Origin of the sequence: Rhodococcus sp. DN22, from assembly GCF_036669995.1 — a bacterium.
GTDB lineage: Bacteria > Actinomycetota > Actinomycetes > Mycobacteriales > Mycobacteriaceae > Rhodococcus_F > Rhodococcus_F erythropolis.
The window spans coordinates 1-18,203 of sequence record NZ_CP133329.1; the positions used below are offsets into that span (position 1 = coordinate 1).

At 64.3% G+C, this 18,203-nt stretch carries 23 protein-coding genes; 9 read left to right on the forward strand and 14 right to left on the reverse strand.

Annotated elements, in window-relative coordinates; all coding sequences use genetic code 11:
• Positions 1-655 precede the first annotated feature (655 nt).
• The 3 genes from RA302_RS32805 to RA302_RS32815 all read left to right on the forward strand — a co-directional run bounded on the left by RA302_RS32805 (position 656) and on the right by RA302_RS32815 (position 2,823).
• The gene (locus RA302_RS32805; RefSeq protein ID WP_143173176.1) at positions 656-880 is read left to right on the forward strand and encodes a hypothetical protein; all 225 of its coding nucleotides are present in this window, start codon (positions 656-658) and stop codon (positions 878-880) included.
• A 145-nt stretch (positions 881-1,025) separates the two neighbouring features.
• Positions 1,026-1,694, forward strand: coding sequence for a hypothetical protein (locus tag RA302_RS32810; protein ID WP_030538086.1), 669 nt, complete (start codon positions 1,026-1,028; stop codon positions 1,692-1,694).
• A gap of 595 nt (positions 1,695-2,289) precedes the next feature.
• The gene (locus tag RA302_RS32815) at positions 2,290-2,823 is read left to right on the forward strand and encodes a potassium channel family protein (RefSeq protein ID WP_019747405.1); all 534 of its coding nucleotides are present in this window, start codon (positions 2,290-2,292) and stop codon (positions 2,821-2,823) included.
• A gap of 189 nt (positions 2,824-3,012) precedes the next feature.
• On the opposite strand, the gene arsA is transcribed toward RA302_RS32815, so the two are convergent.
• The 8 genes from arsA to RA302_RS32855 are packed head-to-tail and all read right to left on the reverse strand — an operon-like array spanning position 3,013 to position 9,351.
• A complete protein-coding gene (gene arsA / locus RA302_RS32820; protein ID WP_030538085.1) occupies positions 3,013-4,770 on the reverse strand; it encodes an arsenical pump-driving ATPase in 1,758 nt (585 codons plus the stop codon).
• A gap of 16 nt (positions 4,771-4,786) precedes the next feature.
• Entirely contained in the window at positions 4,787-5,194 is a 408-nt protein-coding gene (arsD, locus tag RA302_RS32825; protein WP_030538084.1) for an arsenite efflux transporter metallochaperone ArsD, read from the reverse strand.
• A 60-nt stretch (positions 5,195-5,254) separates the two neighbouring features.
• The gene (locus tag RA302_RS32830) at positions 5,255-5,665 is read right to left on the reverse strand and encodes a low molecular weight phosphatase family protein (protein ID WP_030538083.1); all 411 of its coding nucleotides are present in this window, start codon (positions 5,663-5,665) and stop codon (positions 5,255-5,257) included.
• Between the two features lie 27 nt (positions 5,666-5,692).
• A complete protein-coding gene (trxB, locus tag RA302_RS32835; RefSeq protein WP_075836384.1) occupies positions 5,693-6,679 on the reverse strand; it encodes a thioredoxin-disulfide reductase in 987 nt (328 codons plus the stop codon).
• Between the two features lie 41 nt (positions 6,680-6,720).
• Positions 6,721-7,137 (reverse strand): arsenate reductase ArsC, encoded by a 417-nt coding sequence (locus RA302_RS32840; protein ID WP_030538125.1) that lies wholly within the window; start codon positions 7,135-7,137, stop codon positions 6,721-6,723.
• 52 nt (positions 7,138-7,189) lie between these two features.
• Positions 7,190-7,843, reverse strand: a complete 654-nt coding sequence (locus RA302_RS32845) for an arsenate reductase ArsC (protein ID WP_030538124.1) — start codon at positions 7,841-7,843, stop codon at positions 7,190-7,192.
• A 27-nt stretch (positions 7,844-7,870) separates the two neighbouring features.
• Positions 7,871-8,968, reverse strand: coding sequence for an ACR3 family arsenite efflux transporter (gene arsB, locus RA302_RS32850; RefSeq protein WP_011133472.1), 1,098 nt, complete (start codon positions 8,966-8,968; stop codon positions 7,871-7,873).
• A complete protein-coding gene (locus RA302_RS32855; RefSeq protein WP_020971547.1) occupies positions 8,965-9,351 on the reverse strand; it encodes a metalloregulator ArsR/SmtB family transcription factor in 387 nt (128 codons plus the stop codon). The genes arsB and RA302_RS32855 overlap by 4 nt, the downstream gene beginning before the upstream one ends.
• 109 nt (positions 9,352-9,460) lie before the next feature.
• On the opposite strand from RA302_RS32855, the gene RA302_RS32860 reads away from it, so the two are divergent.
• Together RA302_RS32860 and RA302_RS32865 are read left to right on the forward strand one after the other, a co-directional pair.
• A complete protein-coding gene (locus RA302_RS32860; protein WP_011133470.1) occupies positions 9,461-9,865 on the forward strand; it encodes a MerR family transcriptional regulator in 405 nt (134 codons plus the stop codon).
• Positions 9,862-10,200: a hypothetical protein gene (locus tag RA302_RS32865; protein ID WP_019747399.1), complete on the forward strand. Its 339-nt coding sequence runs from the start codon at positions 9,862-9,864 to the stop codon at positions 10,198-10,200. Before RA302_RS32860 ends, RA302_RS32865 begins: the two co-directional genes overlap by 4 nt.
• A gap of 102 nt (positions 10,201-10,302) precedes the next feature.
• Here the strand turns inward: RA302_RS32865 and RA302_RS32870 are convergent, their stop codons facing one another.
• Positions 10,303-10,761 (reverse strand): heavy metal-responsive transcriptional regulator, encoded by a 459-nt coding sequence (locus tag RA302_RS32870; RefSeq protein ID WP_011133469.1) that lies wholly within the window; start codon positions 10,759-10,761, stop codon positions 10,303-10,305.
• A 305-nt stretch (positions 10,762-11,066) separates the two neighbouring features.
• Between RA302_RS32870 and RA302_RS32875 the strand changes: the two genes are divergently transcribed.
• From RA302_RS32875 to RA302_RS32890, 4 genes are read left to right on the forward strand one after another with little or no spacing between them, the layout of a single operon-like run.
• Complete coding sequence (locus RA302_RS32875) at positions 11,067-11,447, forward strand: metalloregulator ArsR/SmtB family transcription factor (RefSeq protein WP_011133468.1); 381 nt, start codon at positions 11,067-11,069, stop codon at positions 11,445-11,447.
• Positions 11,440-13,392, forward strand: coding sequence for a cation-translocating P-type ATPase (locus RA302_RS32880; RefSeq protein ID WP_073513734.1), 1,953 nt, complete (start codon positions 11,440-11,442; stop codon positions 13,390-13,392). Before RA302_RS32875 ends, RA302_RS32880 begins: the two co-directional genes overlap by 8 nt.
• A gap of 53 nt (positions 13,393-13,445) precedes the next feature.
• A complete protein-coding gene (gene lspA / locus RA302_RS32885) occupies positions 13,446-13,913 on the forward strand; it encodes a signal peptidase II (RefSeq protein ID WP_225320461.1) in 468 nt (155 codons plus the stop codon).
• A gap of 49 nt (positions 13,914-13,962) precedes the next feature.
• Complete coding sequence (locus RA302_RS32890) at positions 13,963-14,565, forward strand: cadmium resistance transporter (RefSeq protein WP_030538076.1); 603 nt, start codon at positions 13,963-13,965, stop codon at positions 14,563-14,565.
• Between the two features lie 362 nt (positions 14,566-14,927).
• Here the strand turns inward: RA302_RS32890 and RA302_RS32895 are convergent, their stop codons facing one another.
• The 5 genes from RA302_RS32895 to RA302_RS32915 form a co-directional block, all read right to left on the reverse strand.
• A complete protein-coding gene (locus RA302_RS32895; RefSeq protein WP_003944677.1) occupies positions 14,928-16,295 on the reverse strand; it encodes an MBL fold metallo-hydrolase in 1,368 nt (455 codons plus the stop codon).
• Positions 16,296-16,348: 53 nt separating this feature from the next.
• Positions 16,349-16,618, reverse strand: coding sequence for a metal-sensitive transcriptional regulator (locus RA302_RS32900; protein WP_003944639.1), 270 nt, complete (start codon positions 16,616-16,618; stop codon positions 16,349-16,351).
• A gap of 78 nt (positions 16,619-16,696) precedes the next feature.
• Positions 16,697-17,470: a sulfite exporter TauE/SafE family protein gene (locus RA302_RS32905; RefSeq protein ID WP_003944622.1), complete on the reverse strand. Its 774-nt coding sequence runs from the start codon at positions 17,468-17,470 to the stop codon at positions 16,697-16,699.
• Entirely contained in the window at positions 17,470-17,886 is a 417-nt protein-coding gene (locus RA302_RS32910; protein WP_011133463.1) for a DUF302 domain-containing protein, read from the reverse strand. Before RA302_RS32910 ends, RA302_RS32905 begins: the two co-directional genes overlap by 1 nt.
• Before the next feature lie 44 nt (positions 17,887-17,930).
• Positions 17,931-18,182, reverse strand: a complete 252-nt coding sequence (locus tag RA302_RS32915; protein ID WP_003944652.1) for a YgaP-like transmembrane domain — start codon at positions 18,180-18,182, stop codon at positions 17,931-17,933.
• Positions 18,183-18,203: the final 21 nt, after the last annotated feature.

Consider the following 18,203-nt stretch of genomic DNA (forward strand, 5'->3'; position numbering starts at 1 on the left):
GCGGCGCTCCTCCCGACGCTTCGCGTCGGGAGACGGAAGCGAGTCGCTGCGCTCCCCGCCAGGGAGCCGCTGCGCGGCTCGCAGTGGGTCGATTGCCGTTGCCGTCGATCGAGTCGCTTCGCTCCTCTGAATTCCGAATCTTGTTTCTTACCAAACGAATTCATCGCAACGCCTGAATCGGTACCCGACACCCGAACGAGGCTGGGGAGGAGGGGAAGGGTCACGAAAAGCGCCCCGTCTCGCGTCCACTGCCTCGTCATCATCGTGCTCCCAATCATACACCCCCACCCACCAAACCGCAAAACACCCCGAAAACATGAAACACCGAAACCCTCACCACCACAACAACATTCGACGTTCACGAAAACACCACCGTGCACACAACACACGAAACTAGCACAACACCAACTGAATACCGAAACCTACTGACACACAACAACATTCAAAAACACCCAAAACGAGCCCTCGCAACACCCCCGCACGACCCGGCACCACTCCCCCACACCACCCGACCCGAACACCCCGCCGGCCCCCGCCGGCACCCAAACCCGCCGGCGCCCCACACACCCGAAAATGATCGAACCGGTATGCCGGCACCTTCGCCTCGCGCAGAATGGGAGTCGGCGCACACACGCACGACCCCGGGAGCGGTGCAATGATCCGACGACGACTCCGCCACGCAGTGATGGCGATCGCGCTCGCCTGTGCGATCGTCTCGACCGCGCCCGCCCAGGCGCAGGTGCCCTCGCCAGACGCGGCGCCGGGAACAGTGACCGCGGCAGATCCCCTGCCACAATCCTTCTGGATCGCCGGCGCCGCCGACGTCTTCGCCCTTATCGGGATTCGCGGTGACTCGGACCGTCGCCGCGGCCCATCGTGATGCCGATGCACGCGCTTAGACATCCCCTGATCCAAAGATCCGGAACTCCTGACCAGCGATGTCGATACCTACCTCGAACAAGGCCCGGAAAGCGACCGCAGAACACGACACGGCCGGCCGTCGTCCACGATCACCGTGCCAGCCGATGACCACGCCATCCAACGGCTGGTCCGCACGCCTGTACTGGCAGTGGATTCTGTACAACACCATCGCCTTCGTAGTCGTGCTGACCACGGTGGCGGTCCTGTCGTGGATCGGCGCCGACATACTGCAGCTGTCCTGGGCAAACCGGAGCCCGGTCGCCGCGCTGCTCGTGGCAACGACTGGGGCCGTGCTGTTCGGTTGGGTGCTCGGGGCGCTGCAATGGCAGATCGTCCGCCAACGCGTGCCGGTCCCCCGGCGGAAATGGATCGTCGCAAATGTCGGCCCGGCGCTCCTGGGCTGGCTGCTGGTGATCATCCCTGCCATCACCACCGCGCAAGACTCGGGCACCAGCGTCACCGGCGCCTACCTACTTGCCGCCAGCCAAACCCTGGCACTGGGACCGTTGCTCGGGCTGTCCCAGGCGTTGGTCCTGCGAGCCCATACCCGCCGCTGGGCCGGATGGATCGTTGCCAACATCGCATCCTGGGCCATCGTCGACGCCGTGTTCTTGCTCCTTTCGTCCTGGCTCGACACCTTCGACCTCACGCGTCACGACGGCTCCGTCGCGGAGGTATACCTGATGCTCATCGCCACCACACCCCTGACCGGTCGCATGCTCCTCTGGGTGCTGGCCCCCGCCGCTACAACCACCGAACACCAGCACCCGTAACCGCCGCAGACCCTCCGCGCGATCACCGACTAGCGTTGCGCAGCACGCCCCAGCCGTTCCCGGCGCCGACGCCTCGTTGCCGTACTGGAACAGCGGGCCGACGAGCGCGGCGTCCGCGTCATGAGCACCGCCTTGCTGCTCAGGTTGTCGTCTGTGTGCCCGACCAGTGAACGAAACACCCATCACCGTTCAGAAAAACGGGGCGGCACACCGGGACACGTCCGGCCGAAATCAGTGACCGGTACCCGGACCGTTGCGATTCACCGTCACGACAGTTCGCCGGATCGCCGCGAAATACCCGGAAGCACACCATGTTGCGCACCCCTCCCGACTGACCGAACCGGCCTGCTGCCCAGTGCTGAAGCTCGAGCCCGCGCAGGGGCGGGGATCGGTGGCGTCGGAGGCGATCCGGAGGACGCCACCGACAGCCCGTGACCGGTCCAATGTTTACCGATCTGGTGTGGTGTCGACCCTGGTTATCACCGGCCCGGGCGTGCTTGGCTGGAATGGCAGGGGAACCGCGGGCAGGAACCCATCATGGCCGAGGATGACGCTCGTTACCGGTCCCACCCGCGCAGTTGCCCGGAGGAATTTCATGGGACAGGCCAGCGAGTTTCGCAACCTCGACCCGCGCGATCGTCGGCGCCTGCTGCGCCGCGGGCTCGTGCGCCCGGTCGCGACGGTTGCGCTCTGCGGCGTGGGCTACTTTGTGCTCCCGTGGACCTCCGTCGACGGCATTTCCACGGTCATGCTCCTCGTGGGGGGACTGCTCGTCGTGCTGGCGGTTGCCGTGTGGCAGATCCGGCAGATTCTGAGGTCGGACGTGCCCACCGTGCAGGCCATAGAAACGCTGGCACTGATTCTTCCCGTCTATCTGCTCGGCTACGCCGTGGGATACAGCCTGATGTCCCAGAGCTCCCCCACATACTTCTCTGAACCGCTCAGTCGGATGGATGCCCTGTACTTCTCGTTGACGGTGTTTTCGACCGTAGGCTTCGGGGATATCACAGCGACGACCGATCCGTCGCGCGCTGTCGTCAGTGTCCAGATCATCGGGAATCTGATTCTCATCGGCGTCGGCATCCGCGTGGTGGCGGCGGCCGTCGTCTGGGCCCGTGGACGGAAGTGACTAACGGAGCCGACGTCAGCAACAGTTCGACGTTGTGCGCTAGTTCCAGTAGACCCGTCCGATGACATTCCCATCGCCTGGGTGCCTCCGTGACGAACTCGATCGCCGGAAGCCCTGCGTGTCAGCATGAGTTGAGTCCACTGGTTCACAGCAACCCCGTCTGCAGGGCGAGATGATGTGACGCGATCGCTATGCCTTACTCAGTGCTGCCAGGGCGGCTTCGCCGATGGGTTCTTCGGCGAGCATCGGGACGATGGCGGTTCGTTGGCTGTATTGGCTTGTGATGGTGCCGATTTCGGTGATCTCTCCGGCTGCGCGCTGCTGCAGGAGCGGCGAGGTTGGTTCGGCAGCGGCGAGAGAGTTGTTGACCACCCACGCCCAAGGCTCGATTCCGGCTCGTTGTAGGTCGGCTTGCAGACCGGCGGCCTCGAGGACGGGTGTGGTTTCAGCGAGGGTCACGAGCAGTACCTTCGTTGCGTTTGGGTCCTGGAGTCGCATGAGTGGGGTGGTGAAGTTCGTGTTCTCCCCCATCTGGCGGGCGATTTCCCGGTGATACGAGCCGGTGGCATCGAGGAGCAACAAGGTATGCCCGGTCGGGGCGGTGTCGACGACGACGAATTTGCGACTCGATTCGTGGATGACCCGCGAAAACGCTTGGAAGACTGCCACTTCCTCGGTGCAGGGTGATCGGAGGTCTTCGGCGAGGTTCGCGCGTCCGCGTTCGTCGAGGTTCTTGCCTTTGGTGGTCAGGACTCTGGTGCGGTACTGCTCGGTGGCTTCGGCGGGGTCGATTCGGGAGACCTGGAGGTTGTCGAGTTCCCCGTTCAAGGTTTCTGTCAGGTGTGCAGCCGGGTCCGTGGTTGTCAGGTGCACCTGGTGGCCGCGTTCGGCGAGGGCGACAGCGATGACGGCGGCGATGGTGGTCTTGCCGACTCCGCCTTTGCCCATGCACATGATCAGGCCGTGATCGTCGGTGTCGAGTTCGTCGATCAGGGATGCGAGCGGAGAACTGGGTAGCTGCAGGGACGGGTCCGCTGAGGCGGCGGACACCGGGCCAAGGTCGGGGGTGAAGAGGCTTTCGAGTGCGTCGATGCCGACGATATTGGTCGCTTTGAGCGGGACCTGATCGGTCGGCAATTGCGCCAATCCATCGGGCAGGGCGGCTATCGCGGCTTGTTCACGCCGGTAGATCGCGGTCGCGAGCGGATCGGTGTCGTCGCCCGGGTCTGGGAGGACACCGTTGATCACGACATGCTGATGGGTCAGTCCGATGTCGGCGAGTTCGCGGTGGGTGCGGGTGATTTCGGCGAGCGTCGAACGCTGGGCGCGCGAGACCAGTACGAGGCGGGTCCGCTGCGGATCGGCGAGCGCGGCAACGGCGTCAGCGTAGATGGCGCGCTGCTTCTCGAGCCCGGACAACGGACCGAGACACGATGCGTCGCCCTTGCCGTCATCGAGGAACTCGGTCCACGATCCGGGGAGTTGGAGCAGCCGGATGGTGTGCCCGGTCGGGGCGGTGTCGAAGAGGACATGGTCGAAGCCCGCGGTGATGTCGTCGCGCCCGGAGAGCAGTCCGGTGAACTCGTTGAACGAGGCTATTTCTGTGGTGCAGGACCCGGAAAGTTGTTCGGAGATCGCCGCGATGTCCTTCTCGGGGAGTAGCCCGCGGACGGGACCGATGATCCGCTCGCGATAGGTGGCGGCGGCTTGTTCCGGGTCGATCTCGAGCGCAGACAATCCGGGAGCGGCGGAGATCGGGGTGATGGTGTTGCCGATGCTCACACCGAAGACCTGCCCGACGTTGGAGGCTGGATCGGTGCTCACGAGCAGCACTTTCTTGCCGGCGCGAGCGAGGGTCATCGCGCTCGCGCAGGCGATGGAGGTTTTACCGACACCACCTTTGCCGGTGAAGAACAGGAATCGGGGCGCGTTGTTCAGGAACCTCATTGCGGTGTCGACGCTTTCAGCAGCAGGTGGTGGAGTCGGCGTCGTCGGTGGAGCAGCATGCCGAAGTGTCGGAGAGTCCGAGCATGGCGATCCCGGCCGGCGCCTCAGCCGTTCCAGGTTCGGTGATGCCTGCCCATTTCGCGAGCTGGTTGCGGGTGGGATATGTACCGGTCAGGGCGGTGACTCCGTCGACGAGCGCCAGCGGGAGTCCTTCGGAACCTGAGATTTTGAGGAATGCTGCGACGGTGTCGTTTCCGGCGAAGGCCAGTGGGTCGTTGGCGAGGTTGTGGCGGGTGATGGTGCCGCCGTTGCTTGCGACCCAGTCGAGGTCGGCGGTGAAGGTGATCAGCGCTTGGTCGACGTCGTCGCCGCAGACGCCGGTGTTGCAGCACAGGGCGGGTTCGAATACTTCGATGGTGCTCATGGTGATGTCCTCTTTTCTTACTTCTCGGGTCTTTCGATTGCGCGGCTAGCGGTTCCGATATCAGCGGACCGCTAGACGGGCAGCAAGGGCGTCGACGCGGGCGGCGATGTCGTCGCGGACCAGGCGCATTCGTTCGATTCCGTCGATGCCGCGTTCGGACGGCTCGTCGGTGTCCCAGTTCTCGAAGTCGGTGCCGGCTACGGGATCGACCTTCGCTTCGTTGCCCAGGGTGACGACGAGGTCGACATCGCGCACCAGTTGCGGATCGATCAACGTCGGGGTCTGCCCGGAGATGTCCACCCCGACTTCGAGGAGCGTTTCGGCGGACAGGGCGTTGACCGCGTCGCCGGGTTTGGTGCCGGCCGAGTACACGTCCACCTGGTCGCCGGCGGCTTTGCGCATGAGGCCGGCGGCCATCTGGGATTTGCCGCCGTTCTTGACGCACACGAACAGCACTGAAGGCTTGCTCATCGAAGTTCCTTTCACTGGGTGTGGGAGTCAGACGGCGTCGACGGTGTGGCCGGCTGCGTCGAGCGTGTTGGCGGTGATGTCGCCGCGGTCGGCCAGCCAGCGTTCGGCGTCGATTGCTGCGGAGCATCCGGTGCCGGCAGCGGTGATCGCCTGACGGTACGTGTGATCGACCAGGTCACCGGCAGCGAAGACGCCGTCGACGGAGGTCGCGGTGGAACCGGGAGCGACGCGCACGTATCCGGCGTCGTCGAGATCGACCTGGCCCTTGACGAGTTCACTGCGCGGGTCGTGGCCGATGGCGACGAACATGCCGGTGATCTCGAGTGTGGAAGTTTCACCGGTGACGGTGTCGCGCACGACGAGGCCGGTGACGCTGTTCTCACCGAGCACCTCGACGGGCTCTGCGTTGGTCAGGAAGCGGATCTTCTCGTTGGCCTTGGCGCGCTCGAGCATGATCCGTGAGGCGCGGAACTCCTCGCGGCGGTGCACCAGGGTGACCGAGCGAGCGAAGCGGGTGAGGAAGGTTGCTTCTTCCATCGCGGAGTCGCCGCCGCCGACCACGACGATGTCCTGGTCACGGAAGAAGAAGCCGTCGCAGGTGGCGCAGGCGCTGACGCCGCGGCCGAGGAGGCGTTCTTCACCGGGAATGCCCAGGTAGCGGGCTGCCGCGCCCATGGCGAGGATGATCGCGTGCGCGGCGTAGGTTTCGCCGTTCGCGACGACCGTCTTGATCGGGCCGCTGAGATCGATCTCCTCGACGTCCTCGGTGCGGATGTCGGTGTCGAAGCGCAGTGCCTGCTCGCGCATCTGTTCCATCAGATCGGGGCCCATGATTCCTTCGCGGAATCCGGGGAAGTTCTCGACCTCGGTGGTGGTCATGAGGGCGCCACCGAACTGGGTTCCCTCGAAGAGCAGGGGCGCGAGCTCAGCGCGCGCGGTGTAGACACCAGCGGTGTAGCCGGCCGGTCCGGAACCGACAATGATGACGTCGTGGACCGTGGACGGGATGGTCATAGTGTCTCTTTCACGGGATCGAATACGGGAAGCGTAGGCGGTTAGCGCGATACCGACGGGGCGGTGAGTTCGCTGATCAGAGCCTGTACGCGAGTCTTGATCTCGTCACGGATCGGGCGAACCGCATCGATGCCTTGGCCGGCGGGATCCTCGAGGACCCAGTCGCGGTAGCTCTTGCCGGGGAAAATCGGGCAGGTGTCGCCGCAGCCCATCGTGATCACGACATCCGAATCCTGCACGGCGTCGGTGGTGAGGATCTTCGGGGTCTGGGCGGAGATGTCGATTCCGAGCTCGGCCATCGCTTCGACCGCGGCGGAGTTGATGGTGTCCGCGGGGGCAGATCCGGCGGAACGGACCTCGATGGCGTCACCGGCGAGGTGGCTCAGGAAACCGGCGGCCATCTGCGATCGGCCGGCGTTGTGGACACACACGAACAGGACGCTGGGCTTGTCGGACATGAGAAAGAAGGTTCCCTTCGAAGATGGAAGTTAGAGCTGAGGAAGAGGTCGCTCAGACGGCGACGGGTGTGGTCAGTTCGGTGAGCAGTGCGATCACCCGTGCATCGAGGTCGTTGCGGATTGCCCGCACCACCTCGAGGGGTTGGCCGTACGGGTCGTCGAGAGCCCAGTCGAGGTACCGCTTCCCTGGGTAGACGACGCACGCGTCGCCGCAGCCCATCGAGACGACGCAGTCCGCTGCGGCGACCACGTCATCGGTGAGTGGTTTCGGGAACTCGTCGGCAAGATCGATCCCGATCTCGGCCATCGCCGTGATGACGGCGGGGTTGATCTCGTGGACCGGCGCGGATCCTGCCGAGCGCACATGAACCCGGCCGCGGGCGTGGTGATCGAGTAGTGCCGCCGCCATCTGCGACCGGCCGGCGTTGTGGACGCACACGAACAGAACTTCGGGCACGTCCTTGGCGAGTGCTCCGCTGGACTGGGCCAAAGCGGTGAGGCGGTCGGCGGCGAACCGCGCCGCGAGCGAGGTGAGATGGGTGTGGATCTTCGCGGTGCGGCGCAGCGCCGTGTAGGACTCGAAGACGTAGCGTTCGACGGTTTGCGCGGAAAAGACCCCGACGTACTTCGCTGCCAGGTCTTGCGCGGTGCGCGAGAGAACGGCCTGCGGTGAGAGGAGATCGGGCTGGGCGCGGTGCTCGTTCATCATGACTCCCGAAGAGTTGTAGGTGACTTACGTAGCGGTGGGTGCGGGTGAAACCTCTTTGACGGCAAAGCGTTTGCGTAGAGCAAGGGAGACATAGACCAGCCCGACGAGCACCGGTACCTCGATCAGCGGGCCGACAACACCGGCAAGAGCTTGCCCCGAGGTGGCGCCGTAGGTGGCGATGGCTACGGCGATCGCGAGTTCGAAGTTGTTGCCCGCGGCGGTGAACGCCAGGGTCGTCGTGCGTTCATAGCCCAATCCGATTGCGGCGCCGAGGATGTAGCCGCCTCCCCACATGAGCGCGAAGTACGCCAGCAGCGGCAACGCGATCCGGACGACATCCCAGGGCTGGGAGGTGATCTGTTCGCCCTGCATCGAGAAGAGCACGACGATGGTGAACAGCAGACCGTAGAGCGCCCAGGGGCTGATCTTGGGGATGAACTTGGTGTCATACCAGTCGCGGCCTTTGGCGCGTTCACCGAAGAAGCGGGACAGAAAACCTGCCAGCAGCGGGATACCGAGAAAGATCAGGACCGATTTCGCAATCTGCCAGGGCGAGGTGTCGATGGTGGTCTGTTCGAGGCCGAGCCACCCGGGCAGGACCGAGAGGTAGAACCAACCGAGCACGGCGAACATGATCACCTGGAACACCGAGTTGATGGCGACCAGCACCGCGGCGGCTTCGCGGTCTCCGCACGCCAGGTCGTTCCAGATGATCACCATCGCGATGCAGCGAGCGATACCGACGATGATCAAACCGGTTCGGTATTCCGGCAGGTCGGGCAGAAACAGCCAGGCGAGGGCGAACATCAGCGCCGGGCCGAGAACCCAGTTCAGGAACAGGGAGCCGGCGAGGAGTTTCTTGTCCCCGGTGACTGTGTCGAGGCGGTCGTAGCGGACCTTCGCCAACACCGGGTACATCATGATCAGCAGGCCGAGGGCGATCGGCAGGGAGATGCCGTCGATCTGCACCTTCTCCAGGGCAGTGTTCACACCGGGGATCCAGCGTCCAACCAACAGGCCGACGACCATGGCCACGCCGATCCAGACCGCAAGATAGCGGTCGAGGGTGGAGAGTTTTCCGACGACTTCGGGGTGTTCGGTGGTGGCAGCGGTGTTGCTCATGCGGTGACCTCTGCGCATGCGTCCGCGACACTCACGCTCGTACCTTCGACCAGGAGCACGGCGGAAAGCTGTTGCAGCGCAGCCGGAATAACCCAGTAGTACACCCAGGTCCCGCGGCGTTCACAGTCGAGCAGCCCGGCCTGTCGCAGCACCTTGAGGTGATGCGAGATAGTCGGCTGAGACAGGTCGAACGTATCCGAGATGTCGCAGACGCAGGCTTCACCACCCTCGTGACTTGCCACCAAGCTCAGCAGGCGCAAGCGGACGGGATCGCCGAGGGCTTTGAACATCCGCGCCAGGTCGCCGGCCCAATCCTCGGTCAACGGTTCACGGACGAGCGGCGAGCAGCAAGCGCCGGCCTCCGCCCCATCTTGATTCGACATGCTTCGATATTGACAGATATCGAAATAACGCGCAACCAACCTCAGATGAATTTCCGCCGACGAGAGACGACTTGACTCCGTAGCCGGGTACCGGGTTCACAATGGCGACATGCGTAGCAGTGAACTGGCCACCCTCGCCGGGGTGAACGTACAGACGTTGCGGTACTACGAACGGCGCGGACTCCTGCAGCACCCGCCGCGATCCACCTCGGGATACCGCTCATATCCGGACGAAACTGTCGAAATTGTCCGGTTCGTCAAACGCGCCCAAGAACACGGCTTCAGCCTCGACGAAATCAACGAACTTCTCCATCTCGCCGGCGGCGGACCGGACGATTGCGACACCGCTCGGCGACTGGCGCAGACGAAGATCACCGAGTTCGGCGAAAAGATCCGAGATCTGCAACGCATGCGGGCCTCGCTGACCGAGTTCGCGTCCACCTGCGCGCGACCGCGAGCGGACCGGCACTGCCCCATGCTCCAGACACTGCACACCGACAAAGGACGACCATGATGCATCTCGAAATTCTGCAGGTCCCGGACTACCCTAACGTGCCGCTCCTCGAACAACGAATCGAGCACGCTCTTTCAGGCGTGCCGATCGAATGGGAACTGCGCCACGTGATCATCGAAGATCCTCGATCAGCGGAACTTGCGGGCATGGCGGGATCTCCGACGTTGCTCGTTGACGGCCACGACCCCTTTGCCGAACCGGATCAGGTGCCAAGCGTGTCCTGCAGGCTCTACCGCGACGCCGTGGGCGCGGTCGGTGGCGCTCCCACTGTGACTGCCCTGAGGAATGCATTCGAACGGGATTCACCCACTGCCGCTACTTCCGTACCTGACTGATCAATACACCGACAACACCACTACAACCGCTTCGCGCACCTCATCACGTTGCAGAGCGCCGAACCTGCTGAAATAGGAAGGGATGCATGGCCGCAATCAATTTCACGATTCGGCAACACCTTCCTGAGACTCGGATTCCAGGATCCAGCACACACCGACATCGTCGGCTTCCGACGGAATCTCCCCTTCCGCTCGACTCAGCAAAGCAACAAGGTTTGTTTCGAGCGTGGCAAGTTCGCGGATCTTGCCACGAACCTGGGAAAGATGCTCCGAGAGCATCTCCACGACCTGTTCACAAGGAGCCGCCCCGCGGTCATGGGTGGTGAGGATCTCGCGGATCTCTCGCAAGGTGAAACCTGCAGACTGGGCGCTGCGGACGAACCGCAAACGCGCAAGAGATTCCGGACCGTAGTCCCGGTAGCCGTTGGACTTTCGGACCGGGACGGGAATCACCCCACTGTCCTCGTAGAAACGCAGCGTTTTCGGGGCAACGCCACTTCGAGCGGCCAGTTCACCAATTTTCACGAGATCCTTGACCTTCCATCGCACTGGAATGTCCATTATGGATGACGTTCGGGAACCGCAGGTGACTCGGACCGTTCGTCGCCGCGCTGGCGATGAACACTCAGAAGGAGGTGAATGAAATGAATCCACTGGAGATGTTGTGCGACTGGCTGTGTCGAGCGATGGGTCCTTGCTGTCCCCCCATGTGATGCCGTGGCGAGCAACTCGCAAACTACAGATGTCACTTCGCCATTCCTGGTGAGGTACGTCGGCCGGCCACCGTTCGGCTGACGTACCGCATCTACTTCAAGTCCAGTGCGTCCACCCTTCCTGGAATCGTCCAATATTGCTATCATCGTCGTATGACGATGAATAACGAGCCTGGATGCCTCGCCGCAACCGGCAGCGGGTCGAGCCTGGATGCGGCAGTGGCACTGTTCCACAGTCTCTCGGACGGCACCCGGTTGTCGATCGTGCGCCGTCTCGCCGAAGGAGAGGCGCGGGTTGCGGATTTGATCGGTGAACTCGGCCTCGCCCAGTCGACGGTGTCCGCACATGTTGCATGCCTACGTGATTGCGGTTTGGTCGACGGCAGACCGGAAGGTCGGCAGGTGTTCTACTCGCTGGCCCGGCCGGAATTGATGGACCTACTCGCCTCGGCGGAGACGCTGCTTGCCGCGACGGGGAACGCGGTTGCCTTGTGCCCGAATTACGGCACCGCCATCGGAGATAGCCGTGAGTGACGCATGCGGTTGCGGTCACGACGAACCCCGCGTCGAAGGCGAGGAAGAACACGGGCCCGAAAAGTGGTGGCAGGTTACCGAGATCCGGGCGGCTGCAGCTGCGGGCGTGCTGCTGATCGCGGCGCTGATAGTGGGCCTGACCGGTGGGCCGGATGCTCTCGGGCTCGGTCTCGAGGTGGGCGCCCTGCTCATTGCCGGTTACACGTTCGTCCCGTCCACTCTCGCACGCCTGGTCAAGGGCAAGATCGGGGTCGGCACCCTGATGACGATCGCGGCTGTCGGCGCGGTACTGCTCGGTGAGGTGGGCGAAGCGGCCATGCTCGCGTTCTTGTTCGCGATCAGCGAGGGACTCGAAGAGTATGCGGTCACCCGCACTCGCCGGGGCCTGCGGGCCTTGCTGTCTCTGGTGCCGGCCACCGCGACAGTTCTCCGCGGCGGCCGCGAGGAAACCGTTCCGCCCTCCGAACTCCAGCTCGGCGAGCTCATGGTCGTCAAGCCTGGGGAACGGATCGCCACCGACGGGGTCATCCGCACCGGACGCACCGCTCTGGACACCTCCGCGATTACCGGTGAATCGGTGCCCGTCGAAGCCGGTCCCGGCAACGAGGTGTTCGCAGGATCGATCAACGGCACCGGCGTCCTCGAAGTCGAGGTCACCGCAGATGCGCAGGACAATTCGCTGGCCAAAATCGTGCGGATCGTCGAGGCCGAGCAGTCCCGCAAGGGCGAGGCGCAACGCCTCGCCGACAAGATCGCCAAACCGCTGGTTCCAGGTGTGATGATCGTCGCCGCAGTTATCGCCGCGGTCGGCAGTGTGCTCGGCGATCCGCTGGTGTGGATCGAACGCGCCCTGGTGGTGCTGGTCGCCGCCTCCCCGTGTGCGCTGGCCATCGCGATCCCTGTCACCGTTGTCGCCGCGATCGGTGCGGCGTCCAAGCTCGGTGTCCTGGTCAAGGGCGGCGGTGCACTCGAGGCCCTCGGCCGGATCCGCACCGTTGCGTTGGACAAGACCGGCACCCTCACCCGCAACCAGCCTGCCGTGATCGATGTGGCCACGGCGGACGGCGCCAGCCGCGAGGACGTTCTCGCGGTGGCCGCAGCGTTGGAGGCGCGCAGCGAGCACCCTCTCGCTCGCGCGATTCTCGCCGCCGTCGACGACTACGCACCCGCCGACGACGTGGACGCGGTCACAGGGGCGGGCCTGACCGGGGCCATCGACGGCATACCTGTGCGCCTCGGTCGACCGGGCTGGATCGACCCGGGTCCGCTGGCAGGGGATATCGAGCGGATGCAGCATGCCGGCGCCACTGCGGTGCTGATCGAGCGCGCCGGAACGGTCATCGGGGCGGTCGCCGTCCGTGACGAGCTCCGACCGGAAGCACGTGAGGTGGTTGCCGGGCTACGACGCGGCGGGTACACCGTCGCGATGCTCACCGGCGACAACGAACGCACCGCCCAGGCGCTGGCCGCCGACGTCGGGATCGACGACGTGCACGCCGACCTGCGCCCGGAGGACAAGGCACGGATCGTGGAAACCTTGCGTGCGAGCCGCCCGACGGCAATGGTCGGGGACGGTGTCAACGACGCCCCCGCCCTGGCCACCGCCGACTTGGGCATTGCCATGGGCGCGATGGGTTCCGACGTGGCCATCGAGACCGCCGATGTTGCTCTGATGGGTGAGGACCTGCGGCACCTGCCGCAGGCGTTGGCGCACGCGCGCCGCTCCCGGACCATCATGTTGCAGAACGTCGGACTGTCGCTGGCGATCATCACCGTTCTGATGCCGTTGGCCTTGTTCGGGGTTCTCGGCCTGGCCGCCGTGGTCCTGGTGCACGAGGTCGCTGAGATCGTGGTCATCGCCAACGGTGTCCGGGCCGGCCGCGCGCAAGCCTTCCCCACCGGATCGGTACCCGCACCGGCGGGGAAGGTCGAGGCCCGCACGTGAGCGAATTAGCGGCTCGATCAATCCGCACAGGTAGCACGCGGCGGGTGATTCTCGTGGTCGTCGGTCTCGCTCTCATCGCGATCGCACTGTCGGCCGAACCCGTTGCGCGCCGTACCCTTTCCGGTGCACGCACCGTCGATATGGGATTGCTGCAACTGAAGTTGGCGTACAACAGCGGTGTCGCGTTCAGCATCGGCCAACAGCTTCCGGCCTGGATCATCCTCGCGGTCACCGCCGCCATCACTCTCGGCGTCGGAATTTACGCCTGGCGCACCGTCCCCACCGCTTCACTGGTGGGGACGGTGGGTTGGTCGGCGATCCTCGCCGGAGCTGCCGCCAACGTGATCGATCGTGCCGTCGACGGAAAGGTCACCGACTATTTCCACACCGGCTGGTGGCCCACCTTCAACCTCGCCGACACCTACATCACCTGCGGCGTCGTGCTGCTCGTCGCATCACTGATCTTTGAGTCCACCCACGACCCGGCCGATCCCCCGCCCGCACAGGAGAGTTCGAAATGACAGCAATACCCGAGATCAGGCCGCGCCGCGGCAGCCGCCGGATGCGAGGATGATCGGCACCATCGCCGCGGCGGTAGCGATGTTCGCCGGCACCAACATCGACGACATCGTCGTACTGACCGTCCTGTTCGTCGCCTCCGCCAGTCAAGGACGGCCGCGGGCATGGCAGATCGTTGCCGGCCAGTACCTCGGCCTGATCACCCTCGTCGCGATCAGTGTGGTCGCCGCCCTCGGGTTGGTGATCGTGCCCGAGGACTGGGTTGGACTACTCGGATTACTTCCCCTGTCGCTAGGAATCTGGGGACTGATCCAGGGCTTACGCAGCGACGGAGACGGTGAACCCGTAGTGGTCGCGGCCGGGACGATCAGCGTCGCCGCCATCACCATCGCCAACGGCGCCGACAACATCGCCGTCTACACCCCGGTCTTCCGCACTCTCGGTGCGCCCCAGACCATCGTTACCATCGCCGTGTTCCTGATCTGTGTCGGACTCTGGTGCGCCGCCGGCAGAATGCTCGGCACCCACAAGAAGGTCATCGACATCCTCGAGCGCGTCGAGCACTGGCTCGTGCCCACAGTCTTCATCGGGCTGGGCGTCATCATCCTGCTCGAATCCGGTGTGATCGGCCGCCTGATCGCCGCCGCGGCATGACCGACACTGCTGGCACGGTGGCACCTTGATCCGTCCCGGCTCCTCGCGGTCGCCGGGGCACGCGGATGTCTGCGACTCCGCGCACCGCATCCCGGCCGGAACCGTGCATGGCGCGTCACAACGGTCCGGCCACCGAAGCAAAGGCGAGCGGAAGATCCAGTGCGAATTGGCAGAACGACAAACTCGGACGGCGCCCGAATGATCGTTGGACCAGCGGTGGCCGCCTTCTCGGACGTCGGCACGGGCAGGGGTTGGGCTTCCTGCCCTCTGTCGGAATTATCCGATGGCCGTTTGCTGAAATCGGGGAGATCAGCCCCGTGAACCACTCGCATCGTGCGGCTTGCGCAGCGGCGGCGCATTCGTCAGGCGGGCGATGTGTGGAGGCCGAGCTGCACGGCATGCTCGTAGTCATCGTCGATGAGGACCACTGTGCGGTGTTCGCGGTCGAGAAGTGAAGCGGCGATCGATGCGCGGTAACCGGATGCGCAGTGCACCCACACTTCGGCCGCGGAAACTTCCTCGAGTCGGTGTGGTAGCTCGTGGAGGGGGATGTTCACGGCACCAGGAAGGTGGCTGTCCGCGTACTCGGACTGTTGACGCGCATCGAGGACGCTTATCTCACGTTCGCCGGTGGCCGCCGCGAGTCCGGCGAAGTCGGATACATCGTAGGAGCGGACCTTTCCGTCGCCGACGAGCGAGTGAATCTCACCGACGGCGGATCCGGAGGGACTGTCGATGCCGATCCGAGCCAGCTCGCGGGTCGCCTCGGCGATCTGGTCGGTTGTTTCACCGATCAGCGTCAACGGCACGCCCCACTGATAAAGCCATCCGAGATAGGTGACGAAGCTGGTCGACAGTTCGAACCCGAGAGAGCCATCGACGTGGCCGGCGGCGAAAGCGGTGCGTGCTCGTAGGTCAACGACCCATTGCCCGGCGTCGATGCGGCGACGTAGTTCGTCTGGATCGACGGGCTCGGGCATGGACAGGTCGATCGGGGCCGGCCCTTTGGTGTTGATGACGCCCATATGGGCGTAGTACGCGGGATATGCAGACAGGCCCGCGATCAGCTCGTCGACATAGGTGTGTTCGTCCTGAGTCAGTGCGGGGTTGGACTGCTGCTGTTCACCGATGGTGGATGAGTCCCCGCTGGTCGGAGTTGCGGCACAGAAGCTACCGAACCCATGTGTGGGGTAGACCTCCACCTCAGCGGCCAGTTCGGCCGCGATACGGCGGACCGAATGGTACTGCGCGTGGGTCAGTTCATCAGTGTGCTCGGAGCCGAGCAGGTCAGTGCGCCCGGTGGACCCGTAGAGCATGGAGCCGCCGGTGAAGATTGCGATCGGCTCGCCGCGCCGGTGCAGAACGTAACTGACGTGGTGATGAGTATGCCCTGGGGTGTGCATGACCTCGAACGTCGTCGATCCCGCGTCGACGACATCGCCGTCGACGACTGCTCGGCGCTCGTATTCGACCGGATCGCCGTCCGGGACGACGTATTCGGCACCCGTGGCGCGCGCAAGTTCCAGGCCGCCAGTGACGTAGTCGTTGTGGATGTGAGTTTCCAGCACGTGGGTGATGACAGCGTTCTTTTCTGCTGCCAGCGCCCGGACGCGGTCGATGTCGCGTTGTGGATCGATCACCACGGCGATACCGTCGTGGCTGATCAGATAGCTGCGGTCGCCGAGGCTGGAAGTTTCAATGATGGCGATGTCCGGGTCGGTCGTGCTCATGGGGAGCTCCTACATGTTGTCGGTCGGCCTCGTTCCTGATGTGAAGCGGGCGTTCAGGCCAGCGCCAGGAAGAGCTTTTCCAGTTCTGCTTCGGTCATGGGTTCTTTGTTGTCTGCCGCTTCGCCTGTCATGCACTCTCGGAGACCGGTAGCGACGATCTTGAAGCCAGCTTTGTCGAGGGCCCTGGAAACAGCGGCGAGCTGGGTGACAACGTCTTTGCAATCGCGTCCGTTCTCGATCATGCCGATCACTCCCGAGAGTTGGCCGTGTGCGCGGCGGAGGCGGTTGAGGACCAATGCGATGCTGTCTTCGTCGCCGATCATGGGGTCTCCTTCAGATGCATGATGATGCCAGAAATTGCCAGATTACCCCCGGGGGCATCCAACGGGGTGCACGGTAGATCATCCGAGAACGAGAGTGTCGATGAGGACGTAACCTGCCACGACAAACACCAGGTAGGCGAACCACTGCCGAAGTGAGTCCGTGGCGATGCGTGTACCGAATCGTCCGGCCACCAACGAACCCGCAATGGCTGAACCTGCGAACGCTGCCGTCAAGGGCCAGTTTCCACCTAGGCCGTCGGCCTGAGCGATGAGTCCGGCGGCGGAGTTGGCGACGATGACCACCAAAGAGGTTCCGACGGCGACACTCATCTCGATTCCCAGCAGCAGAACCAATGCGGGGATGATCAAGAAGCCCCCGCCGACGCCGAACAGTCCGGTAAGGACACCGACGCCGAATCCGGTCGGTATGGACCGAGGTGCGCATCGGCGCCAGTTGATCCCGGAATTGCTCGTCCTGCAGGCGGTTCCGGGATTGTCGGGGCTGCGCAGCATGCGTGCCCCCGCGAGGATCATGACGATCGCAAAGCCGATCATCACGGCAGTTTCAGGTAGATGCTTGCCAAGGGCAGTGCCGGCCAGGGTGCCGAGGACTCCGGTGGCGGCGAAGATTGCCGCGAGTCGCCATTCGATGAGCCGCGCCCGCACCTTGGAGATGACCCCGACCGCGGAGGCGACACCGATCACCAACAGCGAAGTCGGTATCGCCTCCGGCAGGGGGAACCCGAGAGCGTACACGAGGATCGGGACAGCGAGGATCGATCCACCGCCTCCGAGGAGACCGAGCAGGATTCCGACGGTGAGGCCGAGCGCCAGCGCCAGGGTCAACGTCATCAACTGCGCACTGCATCCCGACTGCCGAGCGTGTCCAGGGCGGCTTGGAGTTTGGTGGTGGCCTCGGCCGCGACATCTGACAGTGCTGGTTCGCCCGTCACTTGGACCATGAGGTCCGGGTTCATCGCCTCGACGATGACCGATCCGGCGGTGGTGTCGGCACGGACGACGACGTTGCAGGGCAGTAGCAGGCCGATCTCACGCACGATTCCTACGGCGCGGTGTGCAAGCGTGGGATTGCACGCGCCTAGGATCAGATACTTCTCCATGTCTGTGCCAAGTTTGGCTTTCAGGGTGGCCTGCATGTCAATTTCGGTCAGCACACCGAAGCCTTGCTCGGACAGTGCTGCTTTGGTGGCGGTGACCGCCGTCTCGAAGTCGGTGTCGGTCAAGGTGGTCGAGAGTGCGATGGTCATGGTGGAGAATTCCTTCCGTTCGTCGAACTGCGGCAATTGTGTGCCTATCCGCTTCGGGGGTGGCGAAGACTTGGTACGCCCGCTCTGGTGAGAAGCGCACTTGCCGGGCACCAGCCGACCGCGGCGTAGAGGGCGAGGTTCGCGGCGGCGAAGGCGCTGAGCAGCCTCCACCGTGGTGCGTGGAGTTCGCCGAGGGTCAGGCCCGTCGCGGTGACGCCGGCGGCCAGTGCGGGGACGATACGTTCGATCGGCCACCCGGCAGACGTGCTCGAATGCGTGATGTTCGGATCGGTCATGATTCCTCCGTGAGGTGTTGT

What these genes read in the sequence shown, in the direction of transcription:
- trxB (WP_075836384.1), bottom strand. Translation starts at nt 6,679, where the DNA reads ATGACCATCCCGTCCACGGTCCACGACGTCATCATTGTCGGTTCCGGA.
- RA302_RS32870 (WP_011133469.1), bottom strand. Translation starts at nt 10,761, where the DNA reads ATGGACATTCCAGTGCGATGGAAGGTCAAGGATCTCGTGAAAATTGGT.
- RA302_RS32855 (WP_020971547.1), bottom strand. Translation starts at nt 9,351, where the DNA reads ATGTCGAATCAAGATGGGGCGGAGGCCGGCGCTTGCTGCTCGCCGCTC.
- RA302_RS32895 (WP_003944677.1), bottom strand. Translation starts at nt 16,295, where the DNA reads ATGAGCACGACCGACCCGGACATCGCCATCATTGAAACTTCCAGCCTC.
- RA302_RS32890 (WP_030538076.1), top strand. Translation starts at nt 13,963, where the DNA reads ATGATCGGCACCATCGCCGCGGCGGTAGCGATGTTCGCCGGCACCAAC.
- RA302_RS32865 (WP_019747399.1), top strand. Translation starts at nt 9,862, where the DNA reads ATGATGCATCTCGAAATTCTGCAGGTCCCGGACTACCCTAACGTGCCG.
- arsA (WP_030538085.1), bottom strand. Translation starts at nt 4,770, where the DNA reads ATGAGGTTCCTGAACAACGCGCCCCGATTCCTGTTCTTCACCGGCAAA.
- RA302_RS32815 (WP_019747405.1), top strand. Translation starts at nt 2,290, where the DNA reads ATGGGACAGGCCAGCGAGTTTCGCAACCTCGACCCGCGCGATCGTCGG.
- arsB (WP_011133472.1), bottom strand. Translation starts at nt 8,968, where the DNA reads ATGAGCAACACCGCTGCCACCACCGAACACCCCGAAGTCGTCGGAAAA.
- RA302_RS32830 (WP_030538083.1), bottom strand. Translation starts at nt 5,665, where the DNA reads ATGAGCAAGCCTTCAGTGCTGTTCGTGTGCGTCAAGAACGGCGGCAAA.
- RA302_RS32845 (WP_030538124.1), bottom strand. Translation starts at nt 7,843, where the DNA reads ATGAACGAGCACCGCGCCCAGCCCGATCTCCTCTCACCGCAGGCCGTT.
- RA302_RS32860 (WP_011133470.1), top strand. Translation starts at nt 9,461, where the DNA reads ATGCGTAGCAGTGAACTGGCCACCCTCGCCGGGGTGAACGTACAGACG.
- RA302_RS32810 (WP_030538086.1), top strand. Translation starts at nt 1,026, where the DNA reads ATGACCACGCCATCCAACGGCTGGTCCGCACGCCTGTACTGGCAGTGG.
- RA302_RS32915 (WP_003944652.1), bottom strand. Translation starts at nt 18,182, where the DNA reads ATGACCGATCCGAACATCACGCATTCGAGCACGTCTGCCGGGTGGCCG.
- RA302_RS32905 (WP_003944622.1), bottom strand. Translation starts at nt 17,470, where the DNA reads ATGACGTTGACCCTGGCGCTGGCGCTCGGCCTCACCGTCGGAATCCTG.
- RA302_RS32910 (WP_011133463.1), bottom strand. Translation starts at nt 17,886, where the DNA reads ATGACCATCGCACTCTCGACCACCTTGACCGACACCGACTTCGAGACG.
- RA302_RS32875 (WP_011133468.1), top strand. Translation starts at nt 11,067, where the DNA reads ATGACGATGAATAACGAGCCTGGATGCCTCGCCGCAACCGGCAGCGGG.
- RA302_RS32840 (WP_030538125.1), bottom strand. Translation starts at nt 7,137, where the DNA reads ATGTCCGACAAGCCCAGCGTCCTGTTCGTGTGTGTCCACAACGCCGGC.
- RA302_RS32900 (WP_003944639.1), bottom strand. Translation starts at nt 16,618, where the DNA reads ATGATCGGCGACGAAGACAGCATCGCATTGGTCCTCAACCGCCTCCGC.
- arsD (WP_030538084.1), bottom strand. Translation starts at nt 5,194, where the DNA reads ATGAGCACCATCGAAGTATTCGAACCCGCCCTGTGCTGCAACACCGGC.
- RA302_RS32805 (WP_143173176.1), top strand. Translation starts at nt 656, where the DNA reads ATGATCCGACGACGACTCCGCCACGCAGTGATGGCGATCGCGCTCGCC.